Here is a 24,307-nt window from a genome sequence, read left to right on the forward strand (position 1 = left end):
GAGCTTCACATGCCCGTCTATAACGCGCCAACAAAAGACACGCAGTTCATTCTGCATAACGTTCTGAAAATCTCGGAGTCAGATATTCCGGGTTACAACGAGCTTGAAGCCGAGTTTACCGGCGCTGTTCTGGAAGAAGCAGGCAAAGTTGCCACCAACGTTCTGCACCCGCTGAACGTGGTTGGTGACACCGAGGGCTGCCGCCTGGAAAACGGTGTTGTCTACACGCCTACAGGGTTCAAAGAAGCCTTCGAGCAGATGAAGGAAGGTGGCTGGACTGGCCTCGACATGCCGGAAGAGTATGGAGGCCAGAACATGCCCTATGTGCTGGGTACAGCCGTGGGCGAGATGTTTTCGGGCGCCAATCAGGCGTTTGTGATGTATCAGGGTCTGACCCATGGAGCGGCCTCGGCCATTCTGGCGCACGGTACCGACGAGCAGAAAGACAAGTACCTGCCAAACATGGTCAGCTGTGAATGGACCGGCACCATGAACCTAACCGAACCGCATTGCGGCACCGATCTGGGCATGATGCGGACCAAGGCAGAACCGCAGGGCGACGGCAGCTACAAGATTTCCGGACAGAAGATCTTCATCTCGGCCGGTGATCACAACATGGCAAACAACGTTATCCACCTGGTGCTGGCTAAGATCCCCGGCGGGCCTGAGGGTATCAAGGGTGTTTCACTGTTCATCGTGCCCAAGTTTCTTGTCAAAGAAGACGGTTCGGTCGGCGAGCGTAACGGTGTCTCGGTCGGCAAGATCGAAGAGAAGATGGGCATCCACGGCAACTCGACCTGCGTCATGAACTATGATGAAGCCACCGGTTGGCTGTTGGGCGAGGAACACAAAGGCATGCGCGCCATGTTCACCATGATGAACGAGGCACGTCTGGGTGTCGGCATGCAGGGCTTGTCCCAGGCCGAAGCTGCCTACCAGAACGCCCTGGAATACGCTAAGGATCGCCTGCAAGGTCGCGACGTGACTGGAGTGAAGAATCCGGACGGCCCTGCCGATCCGCTGATCGTGCATCCCGACATTCGCCGCAACCTGATGGACCAGAAAAGCTTCACCGAAGGCGCACGCGCGTTCATCCTGTGGGGCGCCTCGATGATCGACAAGGCGCATCGCTCCGGCGACAAGGATGCGGACGGGCTGATCTCGTTGCTCACCCCCGTCATCAAGGGCTTCCTGACGGATGAAGGTTATGACATGACCGTTCAGGCCCAGCAGGTCTATGGTGGCCACGGCTACATCGAAGAATGGGGCATGTCGCAATACACCCGCGACGCCCGCATAGCGATGATTTATGAAGGGGCCAACGGCGTTCAGGCGCTGGATCTTGTTGGTCGTAAGCTGGCGCAGGATGGCGGCAAGCATGTCATGGCGTACTTCGACATGGTCAAAACCTTCTGCAAGGAAAACGCCGGCAAAGACGAAGCCTATGACAAGGCCTTCATCGAACCGCTGAAAGCCGCGTCGAAGGATCTGCAGGCTGCTGGCATGTACTTCATGCAGGAAGGTATGAAGAACCCGAACAACGCCCTGTCTGGCTCGTACGACTTCATGCACATGTTCGGTCATGTTTGCCTGGGCCTTATGTGGGCACAGATGGCCAAAGCCGCTCAGGAAGCTTTGGACGGTGGCGCATCGGACAAGGATTTCTACGAAACCAAGATCAACACCGGTCGTTTCTACATGGCACGTCGCCTGCCTGCTACGGGCATGCACCTTGCGCGCATTCAGACCGGCGCGGACACGGTCATGGCACTGGACGCGGCGAACTTCTGATCGCAGCCTGGGTTCGGGTGACATCACCCGGACTCAGGTTATACGCGGACATGAATGGCAATGTGCTTTGGCCTAACCTCGCGCCTGAGCACCTTCAATTCCGAATTAAAAGTACGAAAGGACGAAAGGCAGTTCGAACCAATCATCGACCAGCGGCAATCTGAAGGCCAGGTGCCTCCGGCGGGAGTATTTGTGAAAAGATGAAAATAGGACGCGCCCCTGCCACCGGGCGCACTCGCCATCAGGACAGGGACGACTTCACCTTTTGCGGCCATTGGCTCTCCAGCCTGTACCGCGCAACCATTGAACTGGAAGAAGGTTGATCAAAGGTTACTGTTAGACCTTCATCTTTTCAAAAATACTCAATTCCGGCCGAGCCAAAAGCGCCTTGGGAGGGGCGATTGCATGACCATCAAACTTCATTGCTTTGGAGAAAGCGGAAACTCCTACAAGGCCGCGTTGGCTCTGGAGATGTCCGGCCTCGAGTGGGAGCCAGTCTTTGTCGATTTCTTCAAAGGCGTCACTCGTACACCCGAGTACCGGGCTGATGTAAATGAGTTGGGCGAGGCTCCGGTCCTCATCGACGGCGAATTCCGCACCAGTCAATCAGGCGCTATTCAGGCCTATGTAACCGAGAAATCCGGAAAGTTCGGCGGCAAGACTCGGGAAGAAAATTACGACATTCTACGTTGGGTGCTGTGGGACAATCACAAGCTTAGCTCGATGGCCGGCCTGACCCGGTTTCTGATCAACTTTCTGCCCGAAGAACACCGTAACCCGGATGTCATCGCTTTCAATCAAGGGCGCTTGAAAGCGGCCTACGACGTTCTGAACAATCATCTGGACGGCCGTGACTGGATCGTCGGAGATGGCGTGACCAACGCTGACCTTAGTTGCTGCGGCTATCTGTATTACCCCGAACCTTTCGGCTTTGATCGCACCGACTGGCCCCATATCGACACCTGGCTGACTCGTTTGTCCGAGCAGTCCGGCTGGAAGCACCCCTATGACCTGATGCCCGGCAACCCGTCGGATCGCGCTTAAGGAGAGACCCCATGACCGAAGCATATATCTATGACGCCCTGCGCACCCCGCGCGGCAAGGGCCGCAAGGATGGCAGCCTGCACGAGGTAACCTCGGTGCGCCTGTCAGCCGTTACCCTGAATGCCATGAAAGAGCGCAACAATCTGGAAGGCCACGCCGTTGAGGATGTGATCTGGGGCAACGTTACCCAAGTGATGGAACAGGGCGGTTGTCTGGCGCGCTCGGCGGTTCTGGCGTCGGATCTGGATCAGTCGATCCCCGGTCTGGCGATCAACCGGTTCTGTGCATCCGGCATGGAAGCCGTGAATCTGGCAGCAAACCAAGTCAAAGGCGGCGCTGGCCAAGCTTACATCGCTGGTGGTGTCGAGATGATGGGTCGCGTGGCAATGGGTAGTGATGGTGCTGCGATTGCCGTTGATCCTTCACTGGCGATGGGCACTTACTTCGTGCCGCAGGGCATCTCGGCCGACATCATCGCGACCGAGTATGGTTTCAGCCGTGACGATGCTGACTCGCTGGCGGTTGAATCGCAGAAACGTGCCGCTGCAGCTTGGGAAGACAACCGCTTCGAAAAGTCGGTCATCACCGTCAAGGATCAAAACGGACTGACCATTCTGGACCGTGACGAATACATGCGCCCCGGTACTGATATGCAGAGCCTTGGTGCGCTGAATCCGTCCTTCCAGATGATGGGCGAGCAGATGCCCGGATTCGACAAGGTTGCAATGCTGAAATACCCGCATCTTGAGCGCGTGAACCACATCCACCACGCTGGCAACAGCTCGGGCATCGTGGATGGGGCTGCGGCGGTTCTGATCGGCAACAAGGAATTTGGTGAGAAATACGGGTTGAAGCCGCGTGCGCGCATCAAGGCGACTGCCAAGATCGGCACCGACCCGACCATCATGCTGACCGGTCCGGTTCCGGTGACCGAGAAGATCCTGGCCGACAACGGTATGAAGATCAGCGACCTGGACTTGTTCGAGGTGAACGAAGCCTTTGCCTCGGTCGTGTTGCGCTTCCAGCAGGCGTTTGATGTCGACCCCGGTTTGGTCAACGTCAACGGCGGTTCGATTGCGATGGGTCACCCGCTGGGCGCGACCGGCGCGATGATCATCGGCACGCTGCTGGATGAGCTTGAGCGTCAGGATAAGGAAGCTGGCCTGGCCACGCTTTGCATTGCGTCCGGAATGGGTGCGGCAACGATCATTGAGCGCGTCTGATGCCTAAACTGGATCTCTCTCAGATCGCGTTTCAGGGCGGCTCGAGCTATCCCGGCAAACTGGCCGAGGCGACCGCAGGTCGTTTTGCCCAGCGCGTCGGCGATGCTGGCGGGCTGACCCAGTATGGCGTCAACATTGTGCGGTTAGAGCCGGAGGGCCTGTCCTCGCTGCGCCATTACCACATGGAGCAAGACGAGTTTGCCATCATTCTCAGCGGCTCATGCACGCTGATCGATGATGATGGCGAACACGACATGCAGCCCGGCGACTGCGCCGCTTGGCCCGCTGGTGAGGCCAACGGCCATCACCTTGTGAACAAGACCGGTGCGCCCGCGACCTTTCTGGTGGTGGGCACACGGACCCCGACCGAGACCGGCTATTACAGCGACATAGATATGATGGTGAAGGATGATGAGAACGGATTCTCCTTCACGCGCAAGGACGGCAGCCCGCTGACGGCTGACCAGATTGGAGATGACAATGACTGATTTCACTCTGACAAAAGGCGCCGATGGCGTCGGTATCATCACCTGGGACGTTCCCGAAAAAACCATGAACGTAATGTCTTTTGATGGGCTGGCACAGCTGAGCGATTGCATCGATCAGGCGCTGGCGGATGATGAGGTCAAAGGCATCGTCGTAACGTCCGGCAAAGAAGGTTCGTTCGCAGGCGGCATGGACCTGAACCTGTTGGCGGTGATGAAGGAACAGGCGGGTAATAATCCGGCCAAAGGCCTGTTCGAGGGCACGATGCAGATGCACGCCCTACTGCGCAAGATTGAGATGGCGGGCATGGACCCCAAGACCAAGAAGGGCGGCAAGCCGATTGCGACCGCCCTGCCCGGCACCGCCGCTGGCATTGGCATGGAACTTCCCCTGTCCACACATCGCATCTTTGCGGCCGAAAACCCCAAGGCCAAATATGGTCTGCCCGAGATTATGGTCGGCATCTTCCCCGGCGCAGGCGGCACCACGCGGATGGTGCGCAAGGTCGGCGCGATTGCTGCGGCTCCGCTGTTGCTGGAAGGTAAGATGCTGGACGTCAAAAAGGCCAAAGGCGCAGGCTACATTGACGAGATCGCCGAAGATCCAGTTGCTGCGGCAAAGGAATGGGTGCTGAACGCCAAGGACGGGGACATTGTGAAACCTTGGGATGCCAAGGGCTACAAGATGCCCGGTGGCGCGCCCTACCACCCCGCTGGTTTCATGAACTTCGTTGGTGCATCAGCGATGGTGAACGGCAAAACGCAGGGTGCCTTCCCGGCTGCCAAAGCCCTGCTGAGCGCGGTTTACGAAGGCGCGTTGGTCGATTTCGACACGGCCCTGAAGATCGAAGCGCGCTGGTTCACATCCGTGCTGATGAACCCGTCCTCGGGTGCGATGATCCGCTCGCTGTTCCTGAACAAGGAAGCGCTGGAAAAGGGCGCAGTACGCCCCGCGGGCGTACCGGATCAGACGGTGAAGAAGATCGGCGTGCTGGGCGCTGGCATGATGGGTGCGGGTATCGCGCTGGTCTCCGCTCAGGCTGGTATGGAAGTGGTTCTGGTTGATCGCGATCAAGAAGCCGCCGACAAGGGTAAGGCCTATACCGAGACCTATCTGGACAAGGGTATGAAGCGCGGCAAGGTCACGGCCGAGAAGAAAGAGGCCATGCTGGCCCGCATCACTGCGACCCCGGATCTGGATCACCTGAAAGGCTGCGACCTGATCATCGAAGCTGTGTTCGAAGACATGGGTGTGAAGGCCGAAATGACCAAAAAGGTCGAGGCGATCATCCCCGAGGATTGCATCTTTGCCTCGAATACCTCAACCCTGCCGATCACCGATTTGGCCAAAGCCTCGGTACGTTCGGACCAGTTCATCGGCATTCACTTCTTTTCACCGGTCGAAAAGATGTTCCTGGTCGAGATCATCAAGGGCAAGGAAACCGGTGATCGCGCGGTCGCCAAGGCGTTGGATTATGTCCGTCAGATCCGCAAGACACCAATCGTGGTCAACGATGCGCGTTTCTTCTACGCCAACCGCTGCATTATCCCATACATCAACGAAGGCGCGCGCATGATCACCGAAGGCGTCAGCCCCATCCTGATCGACAATGCGGCACGGCAATTGGGTTTCCCTGTGGGGCCGATCCAACTGACAGATGAGACCTCGATTGATCTGGGCGCCAAGATCGCGCGTGCGACCAAGGCAGCAATGGGCAACGCCTATCCGGAAAGCCCATCGGACGACCTTATCTTCTGGATGGAAGAACAGGGCCGTCTGGGTCGCAAGGCGAATGCAGGCTTTTTCGACTACGACGAAAAAGGCAAGCGCACCGAATACTGGAAAGGTCTACAAGACCAGTATCCGTTGGCCGCAGATCAGCCCGACCTGATCGAAGTGCAGCAACGCCTTATGTTCGCGCAGGTTCTGGAAGCCGTTCGTGCGCTGGAAGAGGGCGTTCTGGAAGACATCCGCGAAGGCGACGTTGGCGCCATCTTGGGTTGGGGCTTTGCACCATGGTCTGGTGGTCCACTCAGCTGGCTGGACATCATCGGCACGCCCTATGCCGCAGAACGGTGTGATCAGCTGGCCGAGGCGTATGGCGATCGGTTCGCATGCCCACCCCTGCTGCGCGAGATGGCGGAGAAAGGTCAAAGCTTCTACGGCCGCTTTGATCCTGAAGTCAAAGCTGCTTGAAACAGTGATGCCGGCGCGTGAAACCACGCGCCGGCATCGTTTTCAGTGTTTGGTTAGGTCTGCCATTCAGGCCGCAGAAACAAGGCCGGCACATCTGGCCGTCCCGGACGACCCGGTCGCCGAATTCCACCGGGTGGACGAACCGGAAAAATCGGTTCTTGCGGGATGGGCGCTGGCAATGCACCCAACGGGTTTGCGAGGGCCGACATGTCGCCACTCATTGCAATCGAATCTACAAGCGCAGCGGCTTCATCGTTTTCAGCAACATCATAGCCCGAATGCCCGGGCCTACTTCGCATGGTAAAACGCCCTGACGGGCAATATGCCTGAAGGCCACCTTCGACAAAGACAACCTCATCCGCATCGAAGAACAATGAACTGACTTCAAACGTCGCGCCGGGCGCTTGCGATGTCAGCCGACCCGCGCCGCTGAGCAGCCTGGCCGGGACAACGGAAAATCCACTGACATCGGGATCGATCTTGCCGAGATTCAGCGCCATCCCCTGCTCGGGCATCAGCCAGACAGGCCGCCCGTTGTAAGCTGACCGCGCCGGTACAAATACTGGCAAATACTCAACACGGTTTTCACCGGCAGGTATGGTGACAGTATTGGTTGAAACCCGGCGCACTTCTTTAAAGCCATTGTCCAACGTGCGCACCAAATCCCCGGTTACAAGCTGTTCTACCAGTTTCCAGCCGCGGGTTGTTGCAACTTTCGTACCATGTACCAACCCGCTCCGACGTGCGTTTACCGCTTCACTCAAAAAGGCCTGATCAACATCACCGGATTGATCTAAAAAACCTGAAACACTCACTACTTCTAACACGTGCCGCACCCCCTTATGGCACAATTAACTTGTTCACTAGAGCTAGCATGAAAATGAAGGTGCGACTTATTTTCGACATATTTGCGCCCAAATTGAGCCATCAAGGGCTCTTTTGGCCGCCAAAACTCGGACAGAAGCGCGAATTTAGCGCGGTTTTATGCGAATTTGGAAACTATCGTTAATCCGCTGCATCAAACTGATATCCGAATCTCAGAATATCTTCTGAGCAGGCCCGCGCCACCGCTTCGGCAGATTGCGCAGTGTAATACTGGCGATAATCCTGCTCTCTGGTGGAGCGGTTCAAATGCGGCAAATCCACCTTAAAGCCCAACTGCTTGAACAATGGGTCGGCGTCCTGCACAAAATGCTCAAGTCGGATGTACGCCTGACAATGTTCTGCCCCATCTGTCATTGTCATGTAGGACCGCGCGGAATGTTGTTGAAACGACCGCTGCATCGCTGGATGCAAAACAAATCCTTCAAAATCCGATGCTTTCGCCAGGGTCACCGCCGCGTGGTTAAACTTTTGCGCACGCAGCCAATGGTAGTAGCTGGCGATCCGATCCCATGGGTTGCGCACCATGGTAAAGGCGAACAAGTTCTGCAATTCACCTTCGGGCAACACTCTGTCGATATCCGCCAGGGTAGAATGTTTCCACAATCGGCCGCGGGCATTCAATGTCTTGGCACGTGCGCGGCGCGTTATTGAAACGGGGGTGTCGCCAAACAGAATGTCATCTTCGCTCACCCGTTGTTCCAGCGCCAGCGTCAGCGACGTCCCCCCCGTTTTAGGGATATGAACAAAGACATAGCCTTGGCTGGTCGAGATGATCACACCGCCTCCTGCCCCGCTGGTGCGCGCCCTGCCCGCCACCCCAGCAGTGTCCCGGCGGTCGCGATCAGTGCGATGCCGGCGATCTGCAGTGGACCGATGGTTTGCCCCAACGCGACCCAGGCAAAAAGCGGGCCGAAGATCATTACCGAATACTCAAAAACGGCCACATAAGACGGCTCACCAACCTGATAGGATTTGATCAGCATGAATACAGCGATGGTCGATCCGCAAGCTTGGATCAGGATCCATGGCACCGCAGGTCGAATATCCCAAACCCAGCCCCGGAAAACAAATCCGTCCGGTCCCTCCGGCGACGCGATGGGGAACACCGACAAAACCGCGACTCCGATCGCGCCCGCCAGGCCCAGCGTGATGACCATACCGGCCAACAGCGCCACGGTACTTTCATCCGAACAATGGCTGCGGGTGACAATCGAACTGAGCGCGTAAAACAGCCCTCCGGCAACGGGCAAAAGTGTCTTGGTATCGAATTCGCCCGGGTTCGGCTGCAGCACGCACAAGATGCCGACAAAGCCGATCAACACCGCCGTTATGCGCCAGGGGCCGATGGTTTGTTTGAGCCCCAGGGATGAGATCAACAGCACAAAAATCGGCGATGTAAACAACCCTGCCAAAGCCTGCGCAATCGGCATCATCGCCAGTGAAGCAAAGTAAAACAGCATCGCCATCGTGATCAGAACGCTTCGTAAAATGACAGGACCCAAGCGTTTAGGTCGTAATCCTCCCAACCCCAGAAGCGACAGACCTGCGATAAGCGGCAGCATCAGCAAGGCCCGACTCAGGTGGAACTGCCACAGGCCGATTGTGTCAGCCAGCAAGATCACTACGTTGTCGATCACTCCGATGATCGCCATCGCGCTGACCATAAGGATCGACGCTAGTATCGGAGACGTTGATTTGTCTGACTGCATTTTGCGCCTTTACCCAGATTCAAAGGTCGGCGGCCCCGAACCTCTGCGCGTTGACGTATCCAGCACAATTCCGAAAGCTGACGCAACAGGTTTGCGCCATGTGATTTCACCATGCTAAGCTGCGGCAAAACAATAATGAGCAGACCTCACCCCGATGACAGCCCTGAAACAGTACCAGCGGATCGAAGCCACCGGTCTGTGGCGCCCCTCGCCCGATGAGCAGCGGCGCGAGGTTGTCGTGTCGATTGGTGAAGCTACGCTTACGATTTCGGATTTCAATGACAAGGCGCTGACCCATTGGTCATTGGCCGCGCTCGAGCGGCAAAACCCCGGGGGTTTTCCGGCGATTTTCAATCCTGATGGCGATCCAGATGAAACATTGGAACTAGCCGAGTCTGAGACAACGATGCTTGAGGCGATCGACCGTCTTCAGCGTGCCATTGACCGGTCGCGCCCGCATCCGGGGCGTCTGCGGTGGTTAAGTGTCGGCGGTGTCGTCGTTGCGGTACTGGCTGTGCTGCTGTTGTGGTTGCCAGCCGCCTTGCAAAGCCATGTGGTGTCTGTCGTCCCCGAGGTCAAACGGCAAGAGATCGGTGATACAGTTCTGCATCGGATTGAGCGCGTTTCGGGTCAAGCATGTGCCTCTCGGGATGCGCAAGCCTCGCTGGATCGGCTGGCCCGACGTACCGGCGTACGCCAGATCATTATCCTGCCCGCAGGCGTAAAAGACAGCCTGAGCCTTCCCGGCGGCACTGTCCTGCTAAGCCGTTCGCTGGTCGAGGATCACGAAGACCCCGCCGTTGCTGCGGGGTATGTCATCGCAGAACGCGCAAGATCCGAGGACCGGGATCCATTGGAAGACTTACTGGACAGAACCGGACCGACGACGGCCTTTCGATTGCTGACAACCGGTCGTCTGACGGCGGATATTGTGGACTCGTATACCGAACAGGTTCTGTCGCAGCCCCGTCCCGCAGTTGGCGAAGAGGACCTGTTGGCCGTCTTTGCACAGGCAGCACTTCCTTCAACCCCATACGCCTATGCGCGTGACATCACCGGCGAAACCGTGCTTGGCCTGATCGAGGCCGACCCGATGGCTGGACGAGCTCTGGAGCAGGTGCTGCCAGACCGTGATTGGGTCCAGCTGCAAAACATCTGCGGCGAGTAGGCGGGATTACTTTGTGCCGAACATCCGGTCGCCCGCGTCGCCCAAACCCGGCATGATGTACCCTTTGGAATTCAGTTGGCGATCCAGTGCAGCGGTCACGATATGTACATCTGGATGTGCTTCTTTCATGCGCGCGACGCCTTCCGGGGCGGCTAGCAGACAGAGGAAGCGAATATCCGTGGCACCGGCCTCTTTCAGCAGATCAATGGCCGCGGCCGAGCTGTTGCCCGTGGCCAGCATCGGATCAACCGCGATTACCAACCGGTCTTTCAGCTCTTCGGGGGCCTTGAAGTAGTACTGGACCGGTTTCAGCGTCTCTTCATCGCGATAAAGCCCGACAAACCCGACGCGTGCTGATGGGATCAGTTCCAGCACCCCGTCCAACATCCCGTTTCCGGCCCGCAGGATGGACACCAGCGCCAATTTTTTGCCCGCCAGAATGGGGGCATCCATCTCCTCCATCGGGGTTTCGATGTGGCGAGTGGTCAATTTCAGCTCACGCGTGACCTCATAGGCCAGCAACAAGGTGATCTCGCGCAGCAACTGCCGGAACACGGCGGTCGAGGTGCCTTTGTCCCGCATGAGCGTCAGTTTGTGCTGCACCAGCGGGTGATCAACGACGGTCAGATGTTCGCTCATGTTGTCTCCAGTCTTTTCTTGACCCGCGCACGCGTGTCTTCATCGCAAAAGGCCGCGTTCAGGGCGGTTTCGTTCAAGGCGGCAAAATCCTCGGCCTCCCAGCCGAAGGCTGCACTCAGCATCTCATATTCGCGCTGCATGGTCGTGTGAAAAAACGGCGGGTCATCGGTTGAGACCGTGACGTTGACCCCGGCATCACGCAGCCGCGCAATCGGATGGGCCTCGATATTGGGAAACAGACCCAAAACCAAATTGGAACCCGGGCATACTTCTAGCGTGATACCCCGGTCGGCCAGTTCGCGGACAAGGTCAGGGTCCTCGATGGCCCGCACACCATGACCAACCCGCTCGACATTCAGATCACGAACGGCATCGCGAACACTTTCCGGGCCACCAAACTCACCTGCATGGGTGGTCAGCTGCAAACCCGCCTCGCGCGCGCATTCAAAGGCCCATTTGAAATCACCTTGGGCACCAATGGATTCGTTGCCGCCCATGCCAAATCCGGTGATCCAGTTGCCGGCAGTTTCGGCGGCACAATGGGCGCTGCGCTTGGCCTGTTCAGAACCGAAGTGGCGAACACAAGTGACGACGCCACGCAGAGTAATGCCGAACTTATCCTCTGCCTCGTCAGCTGCGTCCTGAATTGCGCTCAGATAGTCCTGCCAAGCGTTCAGATCACCGCCGCCGCAAAAATCTGGGCTGAGGAAGGTTTCAGAATAAACCACGCCGTTCGCAGCGCTTTCTTCCAGAATGGCCAGCGTCAGACGGCGAAAGTCTTCGGGCGTTTTTAGGACTTCACAGGCGGCTTCGTAAACGCTGAGGAAATGCGCGAAATCACGGAAGTCATATGACCCGTCCGGTTTGAATATGCCACTCAGATCAATACGCTTTTCATGCGCCAACTGACGGATGAAAGCCGGAGGGGCGGCCCCTTCGTGATGCAGATGCAGTTCGATTTTGGATAGGTCAGCGACGGTCATAGAAAGGTCCTTCCCGGCCCTTGCGCCGGAATGTTCAGATGATGGGCGATGCTGGTGGCGACATCGGCGAAGTTGACCTGTCCGATCTGGCCGGTCCCGCGCCCTGCGATCAAAACCGGCACTTGTTCACGCGTATGATCAGTGCCGATCCAGCTTGGATCATTGCCGTGATCAGCCGTCAGCAGCAGCAGGTCGCCCGGGCGCAGTTTTTGCACGATCACACCAATTTCCCTGTCAAACCATTCCAACGCACAAGCATAGCCGCTGATGTCCCGGCGGTGGCCATAAAGGCTGTCAAACTCGACAAAATTGGCAAAGGTCAGGCTGCCGTCTTCGGCCTCGTCCACGAGGGTGGATAGGTGCTGCATCAGTTCAGCGTCCGATCCCTTGTGCAACGTATCGATCCCCTGCATCGAGAAAATATCACCGATTTTGCCCACCGCATGAACCCGACGACCAGCATCCTGTACCCAGTTGGTCAAGACCGGTGCGGGCGGCAGGATCGCGAAATCCTTGCGGTTGGTGGTGCGGGTAAAGCCTGTCTCGGGCGATCCTACAAACGGGCGGGCAATCACCCGTCCCACTTTCATGTCATGCAGGCGCGGCGCAATCGCCCGGCACAGGTTCAGCAACCGGTCGAGGCCAAAGCTTTCCTCATGCGCCGCGATCTGAAAGACGCTGTCGGCAGAGGTATAGCAGATTGGCCAGCCCGAGCGCATGTGTTCGGCCCCCAGCTTGTTGATGATTGCTGTGCCTGAGGCATGACAATCCCCCAGAATGCCATCGGTTCCGGCAGCTTCGGCTGCGACCTGGCTTAGATCAGATGGAAAGGCCGGTATGGTGTCGGGAAAGTAATGCCAATCCCACGGAACGGGGACCCCGGCCAATTCCCAATGGCCGGAAGGCGTGTCCTTACCGGACGAATGTTCACGTGCGCAGCCCCACTTGCCCGTCGGGTCGGCATCCATTCCCGGCCTTGCATCCCCTGACGCAAGCCGCGCGGCGGCCCCTAACCCCAACGCATCCAGATTTGGTACGTGCAACGGACCTGACCGCCCCTCCTCAGCCCGCCCTTCAACGCAGGCCTGCGCGATATGCGCCAGTGTATTGGCCCCGGTATCTGGGGTTTCTCCGTTGAAGAACTGGTCTGCGTCCGGCGCGCCACCGATGCCAACCGAATCCATGACCACCAGAAAAGCGCGGCTCATGCGGTGATCCTTTCATGGACGAGGTCCGGGACGGCAATGGGCCTGTCCTCGATTACAACCGCAGCAGAAATGGTTGCCGCTGCGCGATGCGCGGCGTCCTCACGCGCCGCGTGGACAAACGCAAGCGGCTCGCCTTTGGCAACCCGATCTCCTAGCCGAAGGAGTTGCGATACGCCAACGGCCGGATCGATCTGATCGCTTTCCACCTGACGCCCTCCGCCCAGTGCTACAACAGCAAGGCCCAGCGCCTCGCCATTTATGGCGGTGACATATCCATCCTTGGGTGCGGGCACTTCTTGAATAACGTCGGCCTCGGGCAGGAACCGCGCCCATGTGTCGACGAACTGCACCGGGCCGCCCACTGCAGCCATCATGCGACCAAACCGGTCCGCGGCGCGACCATCAGAGATGATCTCGGTGATTTTCGCACAGCCCTGATCCACGGTGTCACACATCCCGGCATCAGACAGCAGCACACCACCCAGTTCAGCCGATATCTCGGCCAATGGGGAACACGCCGCCCCCGTAAGCGCCTTCATCACTTCAGCCACTTCCAACGCATTGCCCAAGGCCGGGGCCAACGGCTGGTTCATATCGGTAATCACCGCCGAGGTTCGACACCCTGCAGTGTTCGCAGTTTCGGTCAGTGCTCGGGCCAGTTGGAGCGCGTCTTCAATGGTTTTCATAAACGCGCCGCTACCGACTTTGACGTCTAGCACCAGCGCATCTGGGCTGACGGCAAGTTTCTTCGACAGGATCGAGGCTGTGATTAGATCCAGACTTTCGACCGTCGCCGTCACATCCCGTACCGCATATAGCCGCTTGTCCGCCGGAGCGATTTGACCTGTTGCACCGACGATGGCTGCACCGGTGTCACGCAGTATTTGCTCCAAACGATCCTGACTGATCTGAGTGCTTACGCCCGGTATGGCCTCAAGCTTGTCCAAGGTTCCGCCGGTGTGCCCCAACCCGCGGCCCGAAATCATCGGAATATATGCACCGCATTCTGCCAAAGCCGGTGCCAGCACCAAACTGACACAATCCCCGACGCCGCCAGTCGAGTGCTTATCAATGACCGGGCCGTCCACATCCCAGCTAAGCACCTCACCACTGTCGCGCATGGCCACAGTCAGATCGGCCCTGCCCTGCGCGCCCAGACCGCCCATGCAAACGGCCATCGCAAAAGCACCGGCCTGCGCATCGCTGACACCGCCATCGGCCAAACCTTGTGCGAACCAGATCAGCTCTTCACGCGTCGGCACTTCGGATTGGCGCAGCTTTGCAATGATCGAGCGGGCGTCCATAGGCTCAGGTACCCTCCATATAGGACGCATCAAACGCACCGGGCAGTAGCTGCCCGATTGTTGTTTCGAGTTCCGTTCCATCAACACTTGCCAACGTCACCTTGACGTCACGCTTGCCGAACTCGGCCAGTTTCTGACGGCACCCACCGCAAGGCGGTACCGGCTGCGGGCTGGAGGCGACCACATACACTTCGGCCAGTTGCTGTTCACCAGCGGCAACCATCGCAGCAATCGCACCAGCCTCGGCACAAGTACCTTCAGGGTATGCCACGTTTTCAACATTACAGCCCGAAAAAACCTGACCCGACGTGGCCCGGATCGCCGCACCAACCTTGAAGTTCGAATAAGGCGCATAAGCTTTTTCCCGGACGGACAAGGCGGCGTCTTTAAGCGACATGGCGATTCCTCAATTTTTGATCATCTGGTCAGAAACACATATCCTAAATGAAAGCGCAGGGGGAATTGAAGACCCCCGCGCGATCATTCATCCCAATTTCGTACCGAAAACCCCCGGCAGGGTGACCTCCAGCAGTTCAACGTCTTGCGATGGATCCGCCAGTCGCGTTCGCATGCCGGGCGGAATGACGAAGGCATCCCCCTGCTCCAGCCGATATGGTTCCCGGTCTTCCCCTTCCAGCGTGACTTCGCCAGTCATGACAAATGTAAAGTGAATATCGGTATCGTGACTGGCCCATTGCGGATCACCCTGCCCCCGGCGCACCACCTGGACACCGGCGACACCTTTTGTGTTTTCAGCAATCGTCGTGTCGCGACAGATGTAACCCGGCAAGCGGAACGGCCCCCAATCGGCATCTTTGGCTTGATTGTAGACAAATCGTTGGCCGTGCCATTCCCGATCCGGTCGGACATGCGGGGTGGGCAGTTCCATGTCATGATCAATTTCGGTGACGTGTTCTGCGGGCACGCCGATCTCGATCACTTGCACATTGTCTGACGCCTCAAGTACCCGATGGCGGATTTCAGGAGGCTGGATAAAGCAATCCCCGGCCGTCAGTCGCATCTTGTCGCCCTGATCCTCGTAAACCACGTCCACCCAGCCGTGGATGCAAAAGATCAGTTGAAACCCGACCTTGTGAAAATGCACCATATCCGGCACCGGCCCGCCATCGGGGATGCGAATATGGCTGGCAATGATGGACCCGCCCAGTCGGTCTGGCACCAGATCGCGGTAGTGCATTCCCGCACGCCCGATGATCCATGGCGCTTGATCTTTCAACCTACGGACCACAAAGGAATGAACGGTTTCAGGCATTTCCAGCGGCGGATAGCGCTCCTCAATCTCGATTCTGGTCCCGTTTGGCGCCACTACGCTGCGCTTACCATCCAGGAAGTTGCCGGGATTCTCAGTGAGGATGCGCAATGTTCCCGGTGCCTCGGGCGCGTCTTTTTCGACCCGCAACCGTAACCCATGCCCCGAAAATACAGCAACACTTGGATCGTCAGCAGGATAGATCATGTCCATCCGCATCCCCAACACCTTGGTGTAAAACGGGATGTCATCACGCAGTTCTTTGGTCGGAACACGGAATTCAGCTATGGTGTCGCTCATAATGCTCTCCTTCAGGCGGGACAGTGAATGCGAGCCTTTGGTTTTGCAAGCAACAGCTTATCTGCGGGTCGTTTCAATTCTCTGTTTCCCTTGGGTCATCACTAGTTTAGCGTTAAACTAAATATCCAACAGGAAGTCCCGCCATGTCAGATACACCCAGCCTGCGACAAGCCGCGCTAGACTATCACGCCCATCCAAAGCCCGGGAAGCTTGAAATCAAGGCCACCAAACCGATGGCAAATGGCCGTGATCTGGCGCGGGCCTACTCTCCGGGCGTCGCTGAGGCGAGTTTGGAAATCAAGGCCGATGCGGCCAATGCAGAGCTATATACCTCACGCGGGAATCTGGTGGCCGTGGTATCAAACGGCACAGCCGTACTTGGCCTGGGCAACATCGGCGCGTTGGCCTCGAAGCCCGTCATGGAAGGCAAGGCCGTGCTGTTCAAGAAATTCGCCGGGATCGACTGTTTCGATATCGAAGTCGATCAGCCTGATCCCGAAAAACTGGCTGATATCGTTTGTGCGTTAGAGCCTACCTTCGGCGCGATCAACCTTGAAGACATCAAGGCTCCGGATTGCTTTATCGTCGAAAAACTATGCCGCGAACGGATGAACATTCCCGTCTTCCATGACGATCAGCATGGCACTGCAATTGTCGTCGGGGCGGCCGCCAAAAACGCGCTACATGTGGCTGGTAAGTCCTTTGAAAACATCAAAGTTGTCTCAACCGGCGGTGGCGCTGCGGGAATTGCCTGCCTGAGCATGTTGGTCAAATTGGGGGTCAAACGGGAAAACATCTGGCTGTGTGACATTCATGGCCTGGTCTATGAAGGCCGCGCGGAGGACATGAACCCCCACAAAGATCAGTTTGCGCAGAAGTCGAATTTGCGAACTCTGGACGACGTCATAGGCGGAGCTGATTTGTTTTTGGGCCTCAGTGGCCCGAACGTTTTGACGCCGGAAATGGTCGAGAAAATGACCGATCGCCCGATCATCTTCGCGCTGGCCAACCCAACACCTGAAATCCTGCCGCAAGCTGCGCGAGAGGTTGCACCAAATGCGATCATCGCCACAGGGCGCAGCGATTTTCCCAATCAAGTCAACAACGTCCTATGTTTCCCGTTTATTTTCCGCGGCGCATTGGATGTCGGTGCGACCGAGATCAACGACGAAATGCAGATCGCCTGTGTTGACGGCATTGCAGACATGGCCCGCGCCACAACCAGCGCCGAGGCCGCGGCTGCCTACAAGGGGGAACAGCTGACATTCGGGCCGGATTACCTGATCCCTAAGCCGTTTGATCCGCGATTGGTGGGCGTTGTCTCTTCGTCCGTCGCCAAGGCCGCAATGGACAGCGGCGTGGCGAAGCGGCCGATTGAGGATATGGAAGCCTACAAGGAAAAGCTGAACCAATCCGTATTCAAATCGGCCCTACTGATGCGCCCGGTGTTCGAGGCCGCAGCTGTCGCGTCGCGCCGGATCGTCTTTGCCGAGGGCGAGGATGAACGCGTCCTGCGCGCCGCCCAGGCCATCTTGGAAGAGACCACTGAAACCCCGATCCTGATCGGACGGCCAGACGTGATCGAGGCGCGCTGCGAAAAACTGGGATTAACTATTCGTCCCGGCAAAGATTGCCAGATCGTGAATCCTGAAAATGACCCACGATACTATGACTACTGGAACTCCTATCATCAGGTCATGCAGCGCCAAGGCGTGACGCCGGATCTGGCCAAGGCAATCATGCGTACGAACACAACGGCCATTGGCGCGATCATGGTCCATCGTGGTGAGGCGGACAGCATGATCTGCGGCACCTTTGGGGAATTCCGGTGGCATCTGAACTATGTCGAACAGGTGCTGGACGATGGCGATTTGCGCCCCCATGGGGCGTTGTCTTTGATGATCCTTGAAGACGGCCCATTGTTCATTGCCGACACGCATGTGCGGCAACTGCCGTCACCCGAGGAGTTGGCAGAATCCACCATCGGTGCCGCCCGCCATGTCCGCCGGTTCGGAATCGAACCAAAGATCGCGTTCTGCTCACAGTCTCAATTCGGAAATCAGGCGGAAGGCTCAGGCAAACGCCTTCGTGCTGCGCTGGATATTCTGGATCAGGAACCTCGGGACTTCATCTATGAGGGCGAAATGAACCTGGACGCAGCCCTGGATCCTGATCTGCGGGCCCGCATCTTCCCCGCTTCGCGTCTGGAAGGGGTCGCAAATGTGTTGATTTTTGCCCATGCAGATGCCGCCAGTGGTGTACGCAACATTCTAAAGATGAAAGCCGATGGAATCGAAGTTGGCCCCATCCTGATGGGCATGGGCAACAAAGCCCATATCGTAACCCCGTCTATTACTGCGCGCGGGTTGCTGAACATGGCTGCCATTGCCGGAACACCGGTCGCGCATTACGGTTAGATCGGGTGGCCCTATTGGCTGGCCACCATTCAGGGAGGTCAGCATGAAAGGGCATTGTCACTGCAAAGCGGTGCGCTGCGAAAGCGATGGTCAGGTCGCCTGGAGTTGTTATTGCCATTGCGCCGATTGTCGCCGCAATTGTGCGTCACCTGTCACAGCGTTTTTTGGGGTGCCGCACGATTCCGTCGATTGGCAAGGGAACGCACCAAAAATCTACCGGTCGTCTGACTCTGTGGAGCGGCTGTTTTGCGGGGTCTGTGGCACGCAGATGGCGTATCGCAACGCGTGCGACGTTGCTAACATCCATCTCTACACCGTAACGCTTGAAGACCCGGATACTCTACCGCCTCGGTTCCATGTGTTTCACGCGGACCATCTTCGCTGGCTGAGTATTCAAGACCGTCTGCCGCGTTACGCAAAGAACGCCGGGTGAGTTGATTCTCTGGCTGAGGCAGGATTTTGCATGGTTGAGTTAGCAAGTTTGCAAAACCTTTACGTCGGCACAAACAAGTTGCCAAAACAAAAGGGGTTTGCATAACTTTGCAGGAAAATTCGAAGCTCTCTGCAAAGAATTTGCGATAAACTGACGCGCCGTCATGCGCTCCGCTTGTTCGAAGCGATAGGGGTGCATAACAACATGCGCAAGGCTTTGGGAGGAGGACGAGATGGCATATCAGGACGTATATGAAAGTTGGAAAGCCGACCCCGAGGCGTTCTGGATGGACGCCGCAAAAGGGATCGATTGGGTCAAAGCCCCAAGCAAAGCTTTGTTTGACGACAATGCGCCGCTTTATGAGTGGTACAGCGACGCGCAGGTCAATACCTGCTGGAACGCTGTGGACCGTCACGTGGAAAACGGACGCGGCGAACAGACCGCTATTATCTACGACAGCCCGATCACCCACACCAAACGCGAGATTTCCTATGTCGAGCTGCGCAATCGTGTTGCGACACTTGCCGGAGCATTGCGGGCCAAGGGCATCGAAAAAGGTGACCGCGTCATCATTTACATGCCGATGATCCCAGAAGCGCTTGAGGCGATGTTGGCATGTGCCCGTTTGGGCGCAGTTCATTCGGTTGTGTTTGGCGGCTTTGCCAGCAACGAGTTGGCCGTCCGCATTGATGATGCCAAACCCAAGGCGATCATCGCGGCATCCTGCGGGATGGAGCCAGGCCGAGTGGTCCACTACAAACCCTTGCTGGACGGTGCCATCGACATGGCAGACCACAAACCCGACTTTTGTGTCATCTTCCAGCGCGAACAAGAGGTTGCCCAGCTTGCCGAGGGTCGCGATTTTAACTGGCATGGGTTTCAATACGGCACCGAGCCGGCAGAATGTGTACCTGTGGCAGGCAATGATCCGGCCTATATCCTCTATACATCTGGCACGACTGGCGCACCCAAAGGCGTCGTGCGACCTACCGCCGGACATCTTGTGGCGCTGAACTGGTCAATGAAGAACATTTACGACGTCGATCCGGGCGATGTGTTCTGGGCCGCTTCAGACGTGGGCTGGGTCGTCGGGCATTCCTATATCTGCTACGCGCCGCTGATCCACGGTAACACGACCATTGTGTTCGAAGGCAAGCCGGTCGGCACACCAGATGCTGGCACCTTCTGGCGCGTGATATCCGAACATAACGTGCGCAGCTTCTTCACCGCCCCCACCGCGATCCGCGCTGTCAAACGCGAGGACCCAAAGGGTGAATTGCTTGAGAGATATGACCTTTCAAGTTTGCGGGCTTTATTTCTGGCAGGTGAGAGGGCCGACCCCGACACAATCGAATGGGCGCAAAAGGCACTGAAAGTTCCAGTGATCGATCATTGGTGGCAAACCGAAACCGGTTGGACAATCGCTGGGAATCCGCTGGGAATCGAAGAGTTACCAGTCAAGCTGGGCTCGCCTGCGAAACCGATGCCCGGGTATGATGTTCAGATTCTGGACGAAGGTGGACACCCGATGAAACCCGGCGAACTAGGTGCCATTGCAGTGAAGCTGCCGTTGCCTCCGGGGACGCTGCCGACGCTATGGAATGCCGAAGAACGGTTCAAGAAATCCTACCTTCAGCATTTCCCCGGTTACTATGAAACCGGCGATGCAGGTATGATCGATGAGGACGGTTACCTATATATCATGGCGCGTACGGATGATGTCATCAACGTTGCAGGCCACCGTCTATCCACTGGTGGCATGGAAGAGGTTCTGGCCGCCCATCCGGATGTCGCCGAATGCGCGGTCATTGGCGTCTCGGACCAGTTGAAAGGGCAAATGCCGGTTGGTTTCCTATGCCTCAACGCTGGGGCCGGACGTGATCACGACGAGGTCGCGCAGGAAGTGGTCAAGATGGTGCGCGAGAAAATCGGCCCTGTTGCCGCCTTCAAACTGGCTGTGGTGGTAGACCGTTTGCCTAAGACCCGATCCGGCAAAATCCTGCGCGGGACGATGGTGTCGATTGCGGATGGTCAGGAATACAAGATGCCGGCGACCATCGACGATCCCGTTATTCTGGATGAGATCAGGTCGGCACTGCAAACCATCGGCTACGCACAATAACAATGTGGGCGGCTGTTGGCCGCCCCCAATGCCTCGGCTTTCGCTTGCAACCAATATCAAGCCTCGTACTGTCGCTGTAAGACAGAGAGGGCTCATGACACAAAGCGACATCTGGCGCCTCAGCGCCGCAGACCTGACCAGTTTGACACGTGCCGGTGATCTGAGCGCCGAAGATGCGGTACAAGCCTCACTCAACCGCATGGCAGTCGTAAATCCGTCCTTGAACGCGGTTGTCGAAGACCTGAGCGCCGAGGCCTTGGATCGAGCCCGTGCACTGGATCAATCCCGGGCGAAAGGCCAACCAACCGGTCCGCTGCACGGGGTGCCCGTCACGATCAAGGTGAATGTCGACCAGAAAGGCCATGCCACCACAAACGGTGTGGTCGCCTTGAAAGATGTCATCGCGCCGGAGGATGCGCCCGTTGTGTCCAACTTGCAAAAGGCTGGCGCCATTGTGATCGGGCGAACAAACACACCAGAATTCTCGTTTCGTGCGGATACCGACAACCCGTTGTATGGGCGAACACAAAACCCCTGGGGTGGGCATATTTCACCCGGCGGGTCGTCGGGTGGTGCGGCGGCTGCCGTTATGGCCGGCGTCGGCGCCCTGGCCCACGGCAACGACATCGGTGGCAGCTTGCGCTTTCCAGCGGCGGCTACCGGAGCCGTGACGGTCAAACCCGGCCTCGGCCGCGTCCCCGCATGGAATCCCAGCCAACAGGCCGAACGTGGACTGCTGGCGCAATCCATGTCGGTTCAAGGACTGATCACCCGGTCCGCTGCCGATCTGAACCTGTCGATGCCGAGCCTGATCGCACCCGATCCGCGTGATCCATTCCACGTGCCGATCCCCTGGCACGGCGCACCTGTTGAGGGTTCGATCAAAGTGGCGTTTACCAAAAATACATTCGGCTACACCCTTCATCCAGAGGTCGAGAAAGCACTGGACACCGCCCGCGAGGCTTTGGTCGATGCAGGTTATGTCGTCGACGAAATTGATCCGCCAGACGTCTTTGAATGCGGTCGGATTGGTTATCGCACCTTGATGGGCGAAGTGCTGACCCTGATGAAATCAGATATCGAAGCGGCCGGGTCGCAGACAATTCGGGATATCTTTGACATTTATTTTCAAGAGTTTCCGCCGATTGTTGAAACCGAAATAGTGCACATGTTGGCAAAACGCACGCACTACGCCAGAGAGTGGTCGCTGTTTCTTCAGGACTACCCCCTTGTGCTGTCGCCCTTCCTGCCGCAGCCATTTTTCAAGCCCGACCGCGACACCGAAGGCGCCGTAGGCGTGCACGAGGTTTTGGGCTGCGCCGTCTATTCCTATGCGATGAACTTCGTAGGGCTGCCCGCGGCATGTGTCCCCGCCCGGTTGGCTGAATTACCGCTTGGGCCGCAACCCATCACCGTGCAGATCGCTGCAAGGCGTTGGCGCGAGGATCTTGCCGTGGATGCCGCAGCCGCAATCGAAGCCCGTGTCGGACAGATGTGCATCCCATTGTGGGAGAAAATGGGAGCGTAAATTTAACAGTGCGCCCTGAACAAAATAGACCCCGGGTTATTTTGCCCGGGGTCCGCATACTAAAATATGCTCGGATTTTTGATGACGAGCGTAGCACCACCCACCCTCGCCAGCGCGAAATTTGCGCAACTGTTCGAAAACGCCGTTTGGTGGCCACTCACTTCCACCGTGACGTGTTCTCCGAGCACGATCAGGTTAGCCGACCGTTAACGGACCGCCTGTGAACTGGGTCACACAACGCGCAAAAATCGTCTGGATTCGCAGTTTTACGTAAATTGTTCTGATATCAGGCGTTCTTCCAGCCCATGTCCGGGATCAAACAAAATCCGATGGGATATTGCAGGCTCGGAGCGAATCTCAACCCAATCCACATCGGGGAAAGATACAGAATCGGCAGCAACGATGACGGGTCGTTTATCTGCGTCCAGTACATCAAAGCGTACATTGGCGATCTTTGGAAGCAACGCGCCCCGCCAACGTCGAGGTCGAAACGCGGCAATTGCGGTCAGCGCCAGAACATCTGACCCGATCGGCAGGATAGGGCCGTGCGCTGAGTAATTGTACGCAGTCGAACCTGCTGGCGTGGACAGCAACGCCCCATCGCAAACAAGCTCGGCCATGCGTTCCCTGCCATCGACGCTGATTTTAAGGCGTGCGGCCTGGGGACCTGCCCGCAGCAACGAAACTTCGTTAATCGCAAGGGCTTTGTGAAATTTACCAGACTGGTCCATGGCGTTCATGGCAAGGGGGTTGATGACCTCTTCTTCGGCGGCAGCAAGCCGGTCCATCAAATCAGCTTCGTGAAACTCGTTCATCAAAAACCCAATGGTTCCGCGATTCATGCCATACACCGGCGTGTCCAGATGTTGCATGTTATGCAAGGTGTGCAGCATGAATCCGTCCCCACCAAGAGCGACCACCGCATCGGCATCCCGCGGGGCGGCGTTTCCGTATTTGGCCACCAGGTCGTCACGTGCCGTTTGCGCAACTTTGGCGTCGCTGGCGAGAAAGGCGATTCTCTTTTTCATCTGTTCCGGTTTCCGGTGCTGCACATTTGGCTCCGAAACAAACATACCTTTCCCCGATAGGCCAGACTTGACGCCACAGTTGACCAAATCGTCGCTTTAAGCCTGTTGCGCCTAAGGGGTTTCCGATAGGAAATCTTCAAGATTCTCATCCAGCCATGTGGAGCGCCCATGAACGCCAATCTTCGTGATACCGGTTTTTTCACCCAGTCCCTGTCTGACCGTGACCCCGAGCTTTACGGCTCGATCACGTCCGAGCTGGGTCGCCAGCGTGATGAGATCGAACTGATCGCATCCGAGAACATCGTCAGCGCCGCCGTGATGGAGGCGCAGGGCTCGGTGATGACCAACAAATACGCCGAAGGCTATCCCGGACGGCGCTATTATGGCGGTTGCCAGTTCGTTGACGTCGCCGAAAACCTGGCCATCGACCGCGCCAGGCAGCTGTTTGGCTGTGGCTTCGCCAACGTCCAGCCGAACTCGGGCTCTCAGGCCAATCAGGGTGTGTTCCAGGCGCTGATCAAACCCGGTGACACCATTCTGGGCATGAGCYTGGATGCCGGTGGCCATCTGACC

General features: G+C 57.4%; 21 protein-coding genes and 1 pseudogene. 12 read left to right on the forward strand and 10 right to left on the reverse strand.

What is annotated here, in order from left to right:
- The first annotated feature begins 9 nt into the window (after positions 1–9).
- The 6 genes from D9K61_RS26650 to D9K61_RS26670 all read left to right on the forward strand — a co-directional run bounded on the left by D9K61_RS26650 (position 10) and on the right by D9K61_RS26670 (position 6,740).
- Entirely contained in the window at positions 10–1,791 is a 1,782-nt protein-coding gene (locus tag D9K61_RS26650) for an acyl-CoA dehydrogenase C-terminal domain-containing protein (protein ID WP_120636256.1), read from the forward strand.
- Between the two features lie 200 nt (positions 1,792–1,991).
- The gene (locus tag D9K61_RS27740; RefSeq protein ID WP_256386782.1) at positions 1,992–2,114 is read left to right on the forward strand and encodes a hypothetical protein; all 123 of its coding nucleotides are present in this window, start codon (positions 1,992–1,994) and stop codon (positions 2,112–2,114) included.
- Between the two features lie 82 nt (positions 2,115–2,196).
- Positions 2,197–2,835, forward strand: a complete 639-nt coding sequence (locus D9K61_RS26655) for a glutathione S-transferase family protein (protein WP_120636257.1) — start codon at positions 2,197–2,199, stop codon at positions 2,833–2,835.
- Positions 2,836–2,846: 11 nt separating this feature from the next.
- On the forward strand, positions 2,847–4,058 hold the full coding sequence (locus D9K61_RS26660; RefSeq protein ID WP_120636258.1) for an acetyl-CoA C-acetyltransferase: 1,212 nt from the start codon (positions 2,847–2,849) through the stop codon (positions 4,056–4,058).
- The gene (locus tag D9K61_RS26665) at positions 4,058–4,546 is read left to right on the forward strand and encodes a cupin domain-containing protein (RefSeq protein WP_120636259.1); all 489 of its coding nucleotides are present in this window, start codon (positions 4,058–4,060) and stop codon (positions 4,544–4,546) included. The genes D9K61_RS26660 and D9K61_RS26665 overlap by 1 nt, the downstream gene beginning before the upstream one ends.
- Positions 4,539–6,740 carry a 3-hydroxyacyl-CoA dehydrogenase NAD-binding domain-containing protein gene (locus tag D9K61_RS26670; RefSeq protein ID WP_120636279.1) on the forward strand — a complete coding sequence of 734 codons (2,202 nt, stop codon included), beginning with the start codon at positions 4,539–4,541 and terminating at the stop codon, positions 6,738–6,740. The genes D9K61_RS26665 and D9K61_RS26670 overlap by 8 nt, the downstream gene beginning before the upstream one ends.
- A gap of 53 nt (positions 6,741–6,793) precedes the next feature.
- Here D9K61_RS26670 and D9K61_RS26675 read toward each other — a convergent pair whose 3' ends face one another.
- The 3 genes from D9K61_RS26675 to D9K61_RS26685 form a co-directional block, all read right to left on the reverse strand.
- Positions 6,794–7,567, reverse strand: a complete 774-nt coding sequence (locus tag D9K61_RS26675; RefSeq protein ID WP_254055885.1) for a Hint domain-containing protein — start codon at positions 7,565–7,567, stop codon at positions 6,794–6,796.
- Positions 7,568–7,745: 178 nt separating this feature from the next.
- Complete coding sequence (locus D9K61_RS26680; protein WP_120636280.1) at positions 7,746–8,402, reverse strand: sulfotransferase family 2 domain-containing protein; 657 nt, start codon at positions 8,400–8,402, stop codon at positions 7,746–7,748.
- On the reverse strand, positions 8,399–9,334 hold the full coding sequence (locus D9K61_RS26685) for a DMT family transporter (RefSeq protein ID WP_120636261.1): 936 nt from the start codon (positions 9,332–9,334) through the stop codon (positions 8,399–8,401). Before D9K61_RS26685 ends, D9K61_RS26680 begins: the two co-directional genes overlap by 4 nt.
- 154 nt (positions 9,335–9,488) lie before the next feature.
- Between D9K61_RS26685 and D9K61_RS26690 the strand changes: the two genes are divergently transcribed.
- Positions 9,489–10,502, forward strand: a complete 1,014-nt coding sequence (locus D9K61_RS26690; protein WP_120636262.1) for a hypothetical protein — start codon at positions 9,489–9,491, stop codon at positions 10,500–10,502.
- A 6-nt stretch (positions 10,503–10,508) separates the two neighbouring features.
- On the opposite strand, the gene upp is transcribed toward D9K61_RS26690, so the two are convergent.
- From upp to D9K61_RS26720, 6 genes are all read right to left on the reverse strand, one after another.
- Positions 10,509–11,141, reverse strand: coding sequence for a uracil phosphoribosyltransferase (upp, locus tag D9K61_RS26695; protein WP_120636263.1), 633 nt, complete (start codon positions 11,139–11,141; stop codon positions 10,509–10,511).
- The gene (locus tag D9K61_RS26700; protein WP_120636264.1) at positions 11,138–12,124 is read right to left on the reverse strand and encodes an adenosine deaminase; all 987 of its coding nucleotides are present in this window, start codon (positions 12,122–12,124) and stop codon (positions 11,138–11,140) included. The genes upp and D9K61_RS26700 overlap by 4 nt, the downstream gene beginning before the upstream one ends.
- Complete coding sequence (locus D9K61_RS26705) at positions 12,121–13,332, reverse strand: phosphopentomutase (RefSeq protein WP_120636265.1); 1,212 nt, start codon at positions 13,330–13,332, stop codon at positions 12,121–12,123. The genes D9K61_RS26700 and D9K61_RS26705 overlap by 4 nt, the downstream gene beginning before the upstream one ends.
- Positions 13,329–14,636, reverse strand: coding sequence for a thymidine phosphorylase (locus D9K61_RS26710; protein ID WP_120636266.1), 1,308 nt, complete (start codon positions 14,634–14,636; stop codon positions 13,329–13,331). The genes D9K61_RS26705 and D9K61_RS26710 overlap by 4 nt, the downstream gene beginning before the upstream one ends.
- Before the next feature lie 4 nt (positions 14,637–14,640).
- Positions 14,641–15,033: a cytidine deaminase gene (locus D9K61_RS26715; protein WP_120636267.1), complete on the reverse strand. Its 393-nt coding sequence runs from the start codon at positions 15,031–15,033 to the stop codon at positions 14,641–14,643.
- A gap of 87 nt (positions 15,034–15,120) precedes the next feature.
- Positions 15,121–16,206 (reverse strand): cupin domain-containing protein, encoded by a 1,086-nt coding sequence (locus tag D9K61_RS26720; RefSeq protein WP_120636268.1) that lies wholly within the window; start codon positions 16,204–16,206, stop codon positions 15,121–15,123.
- Between the two features lie 143 nt (positions 16,207–16,349).
- On the opposite strand from D9K61_RS26720, the gene D9K61_RS26725 reads away from it, so the two are divergent.
- The 4 genes from D9K61_RS26725 to D9K61_RS26740 all read left to right on the forward strand — a co-directional run bounded on the left by D9K61_RS26725 (position 16,350) and on the right by D9K61_RS26740 (position 22,706).
- Positions 16,350–18,623: an NADP-dependent malic enzyme gene (locus D9K61_RS26725; protein WP_120636269.1), complete on the forward strand. Its 2,274-nt coding sequence runs from the start codon at positions 16,350–16,352 to the stop codon at positions 18,621–18,623.
- Positions 18,624–18,666: 43 nt separating this feature from the next.
- A complete protein-coding gene (locus tag D9K61_RS26730) occupies positions 18,667–19,056 on the forward strand; it encodes a GFA family protein (RefSeq protein ID WP_120636270.1) in 390 nt (129 codons plus the stop codon).
- A gap of 232 nt (positions 19,057–19,288) precedes the next feature.
- A complete protein-coding gene (prpE, locus tag D9K61_RS26735; RefSeq protein ID WP_120636271.1) occupies positions 19,289–21,178 on the forward strand; it encodes a propionate-CoA ligase PrpE in 1,890 nt (629 codons plus the stop codon).
- Positions 21,179–21,272: 94 nt separating this feature from the next.
- Positions 21,273–22,706 (forward strand): amidase family protein, encoded by a 1,434-nt coding sequence (locus D9K61_RS26740; protein WP_120636272.1) that lies wholly within the window; start codon positions 21,273–21,275, stop codon positions 22,704–22,706.
- 266 nt (positions 22,707–22,972) lie between these two features.
- Here D9K61_RS26740 and D9K61_RS26745 read toward each other — a convergent pair whose 3' ends face one another.
- The gene (locus tag D9K61_RS26745) at positions 22,973–23,734 is read right to left on the reverse strand and encodes an NAD kinase (protein ID WP_254055886.1); all 762 of its coding nucleotides are present in this window, start codon (positions 23,732–23,734) and stop codon (positions 22,973–22,975) included.
- Between the two features lie 168 nt (positions 23,735–23,902).
- Between D9K61_RS26745 and glyA the strand changes: the two are divergent.
- Positions 23,903–24,307: pseudogene (glyA, locus tag D9K61_RS26750) on the forward strand (serine hydroxymethyltransferase); the annotation flags it as partial.

The sequence above is a fragment of the Ruegeria sp. EL01 genome (genome assembly GCF_900313035.1).
Classification (GTDB): Bacteria; Pseudomonadota; Alphaproteobacteria; order Rhodobacterales; family Rhodobacteraceae; genus Ruegeria.

Coding starts and splice junctions, on each gene's coding strand:
- D9K61_RS26650 (WP_120636256.1), top strand. CDS start 10: ATGCCCGTCTATAACGCGCCAACAAAAGACACGCAGTTCATTCTGCAT.
- D9K61_RS27740 (WP_256386782.1), top strand. CDS start 1,992: ATGAAAATAGGACGCGCCCCTGCCACCGGGCGCACTCGCCATCAGGAC.
- D9K61_RS26655 (WP_120636257.1), top strand. CDS start 2,197: ATGACCATCAAACTTCATTGCTTTGGAGAAAGCGGAAACTCCTACAAG.
- D9K61_RS26660 (WP_120636258.1), top strand. CDS start 2,847: ATGACCGAAGCATATATCTATGACGCCCTGCGCACCCCGCGCGGCAAG.
- D9K61_RS26665 (WP_120636259.1), top strand. CDS start 4,058: ATGCCTAAACTGGATCTCTCTCAGATCGCGTTTCAGGGCGGCTCGAGC.
- D9K61_RS26670 (WP_120636279.1), top strand. CDS start 4,539: ATGACTGATTTCACTCTGACAAAAGGCGCCGATGGCGTCGGTATCATC.
- D9K61_RS26685 (WP_120636261.1), bottom strand. CDS start 9,334: ATGCAGTCAGACAAATCAACGTCTCCGATACTAGCGTCGATCCTTATG.
- D9K61_RS26690 (WP_120636262.1), top strand. CDS start 9,489: ATGACAGCCCTGAAACAGTACCAGCGGATCGAAGCCACCGGTCTGTGG.
- upp (WP_120636263.1), bottom strand. CDS start 11,141: ATGAGCGAACATCTGACCGTCGTTGATCACCCGCTGGTGCAGCACAAA.
- D9K61_RS26700 (WP_120636264.1), bottom strand. CDS start 12,124: ATGACCGTCGCTGACCTATCCAAAATCGAACTGCATCTGCATCACGAA.
- D9K61_RS26705 (WP_120636265.1), bottom strand. CDS start 13,332: ATGAGCCGCGCTTTTCTGGTGGTCATGGATTCGGTTGGCATCGGTGGC.
- D9K61_RS26710 (WP_120636266.1), bottom strand. CDS start 14,636: ATGGACGCCCGCTCGATCATTGCAAAGCTGCGCCAATCCGAAGTGCCG.
- D9K61_RS26715 (WP_120636267.1), bottom strand. CDS start 15,033: ATGTCGCTTAAAGACGCCGCCTTGTCCGTCCGGGAAAAAGCTTATGCG.
- D9K61_RS26720 (WP_120636268.1), bottom strand. CDS start 16,206: ATGAGCGACACCATAGCTGAATTCCGTGTTCCGACCAAAGAACTGCGT.
- D9K61_RS26725 (WP_120636269.1), top strand. CDS start 16,350: ATGTCAGATACACCCAGCCTGCGACAAGCCGCGCTAGACTATCACGCC.
- D9K61_RS26730 (WP_120636270.1), top strand. CDS start 18,667: ATGAAAGGGCATTGTCACTGCAAAGCGGTGCGCTGCGAAAGCGATGGT.
- prpE (WP_120636271.1), top strand. CDS start 19,289: ATGGCATATCAGGACGTATATGAAAGTTGGAAAGCCGACCCCGAGGCG.
- D9K61_RS26740 (WP_120636272.1), top strand. CDS start 21,273: ATGACACAAAGCGACATCTGGCGCCTCAGCGCCGCAGACCTGACCAGT.
- D9K61_RS26745 (WP_254055886.1), bottom strand. CDS start 23,734: ATGAAAAAGAGAATCGCCTTTCTCGCCAGCGACGCCAAAGTTGCGCAA.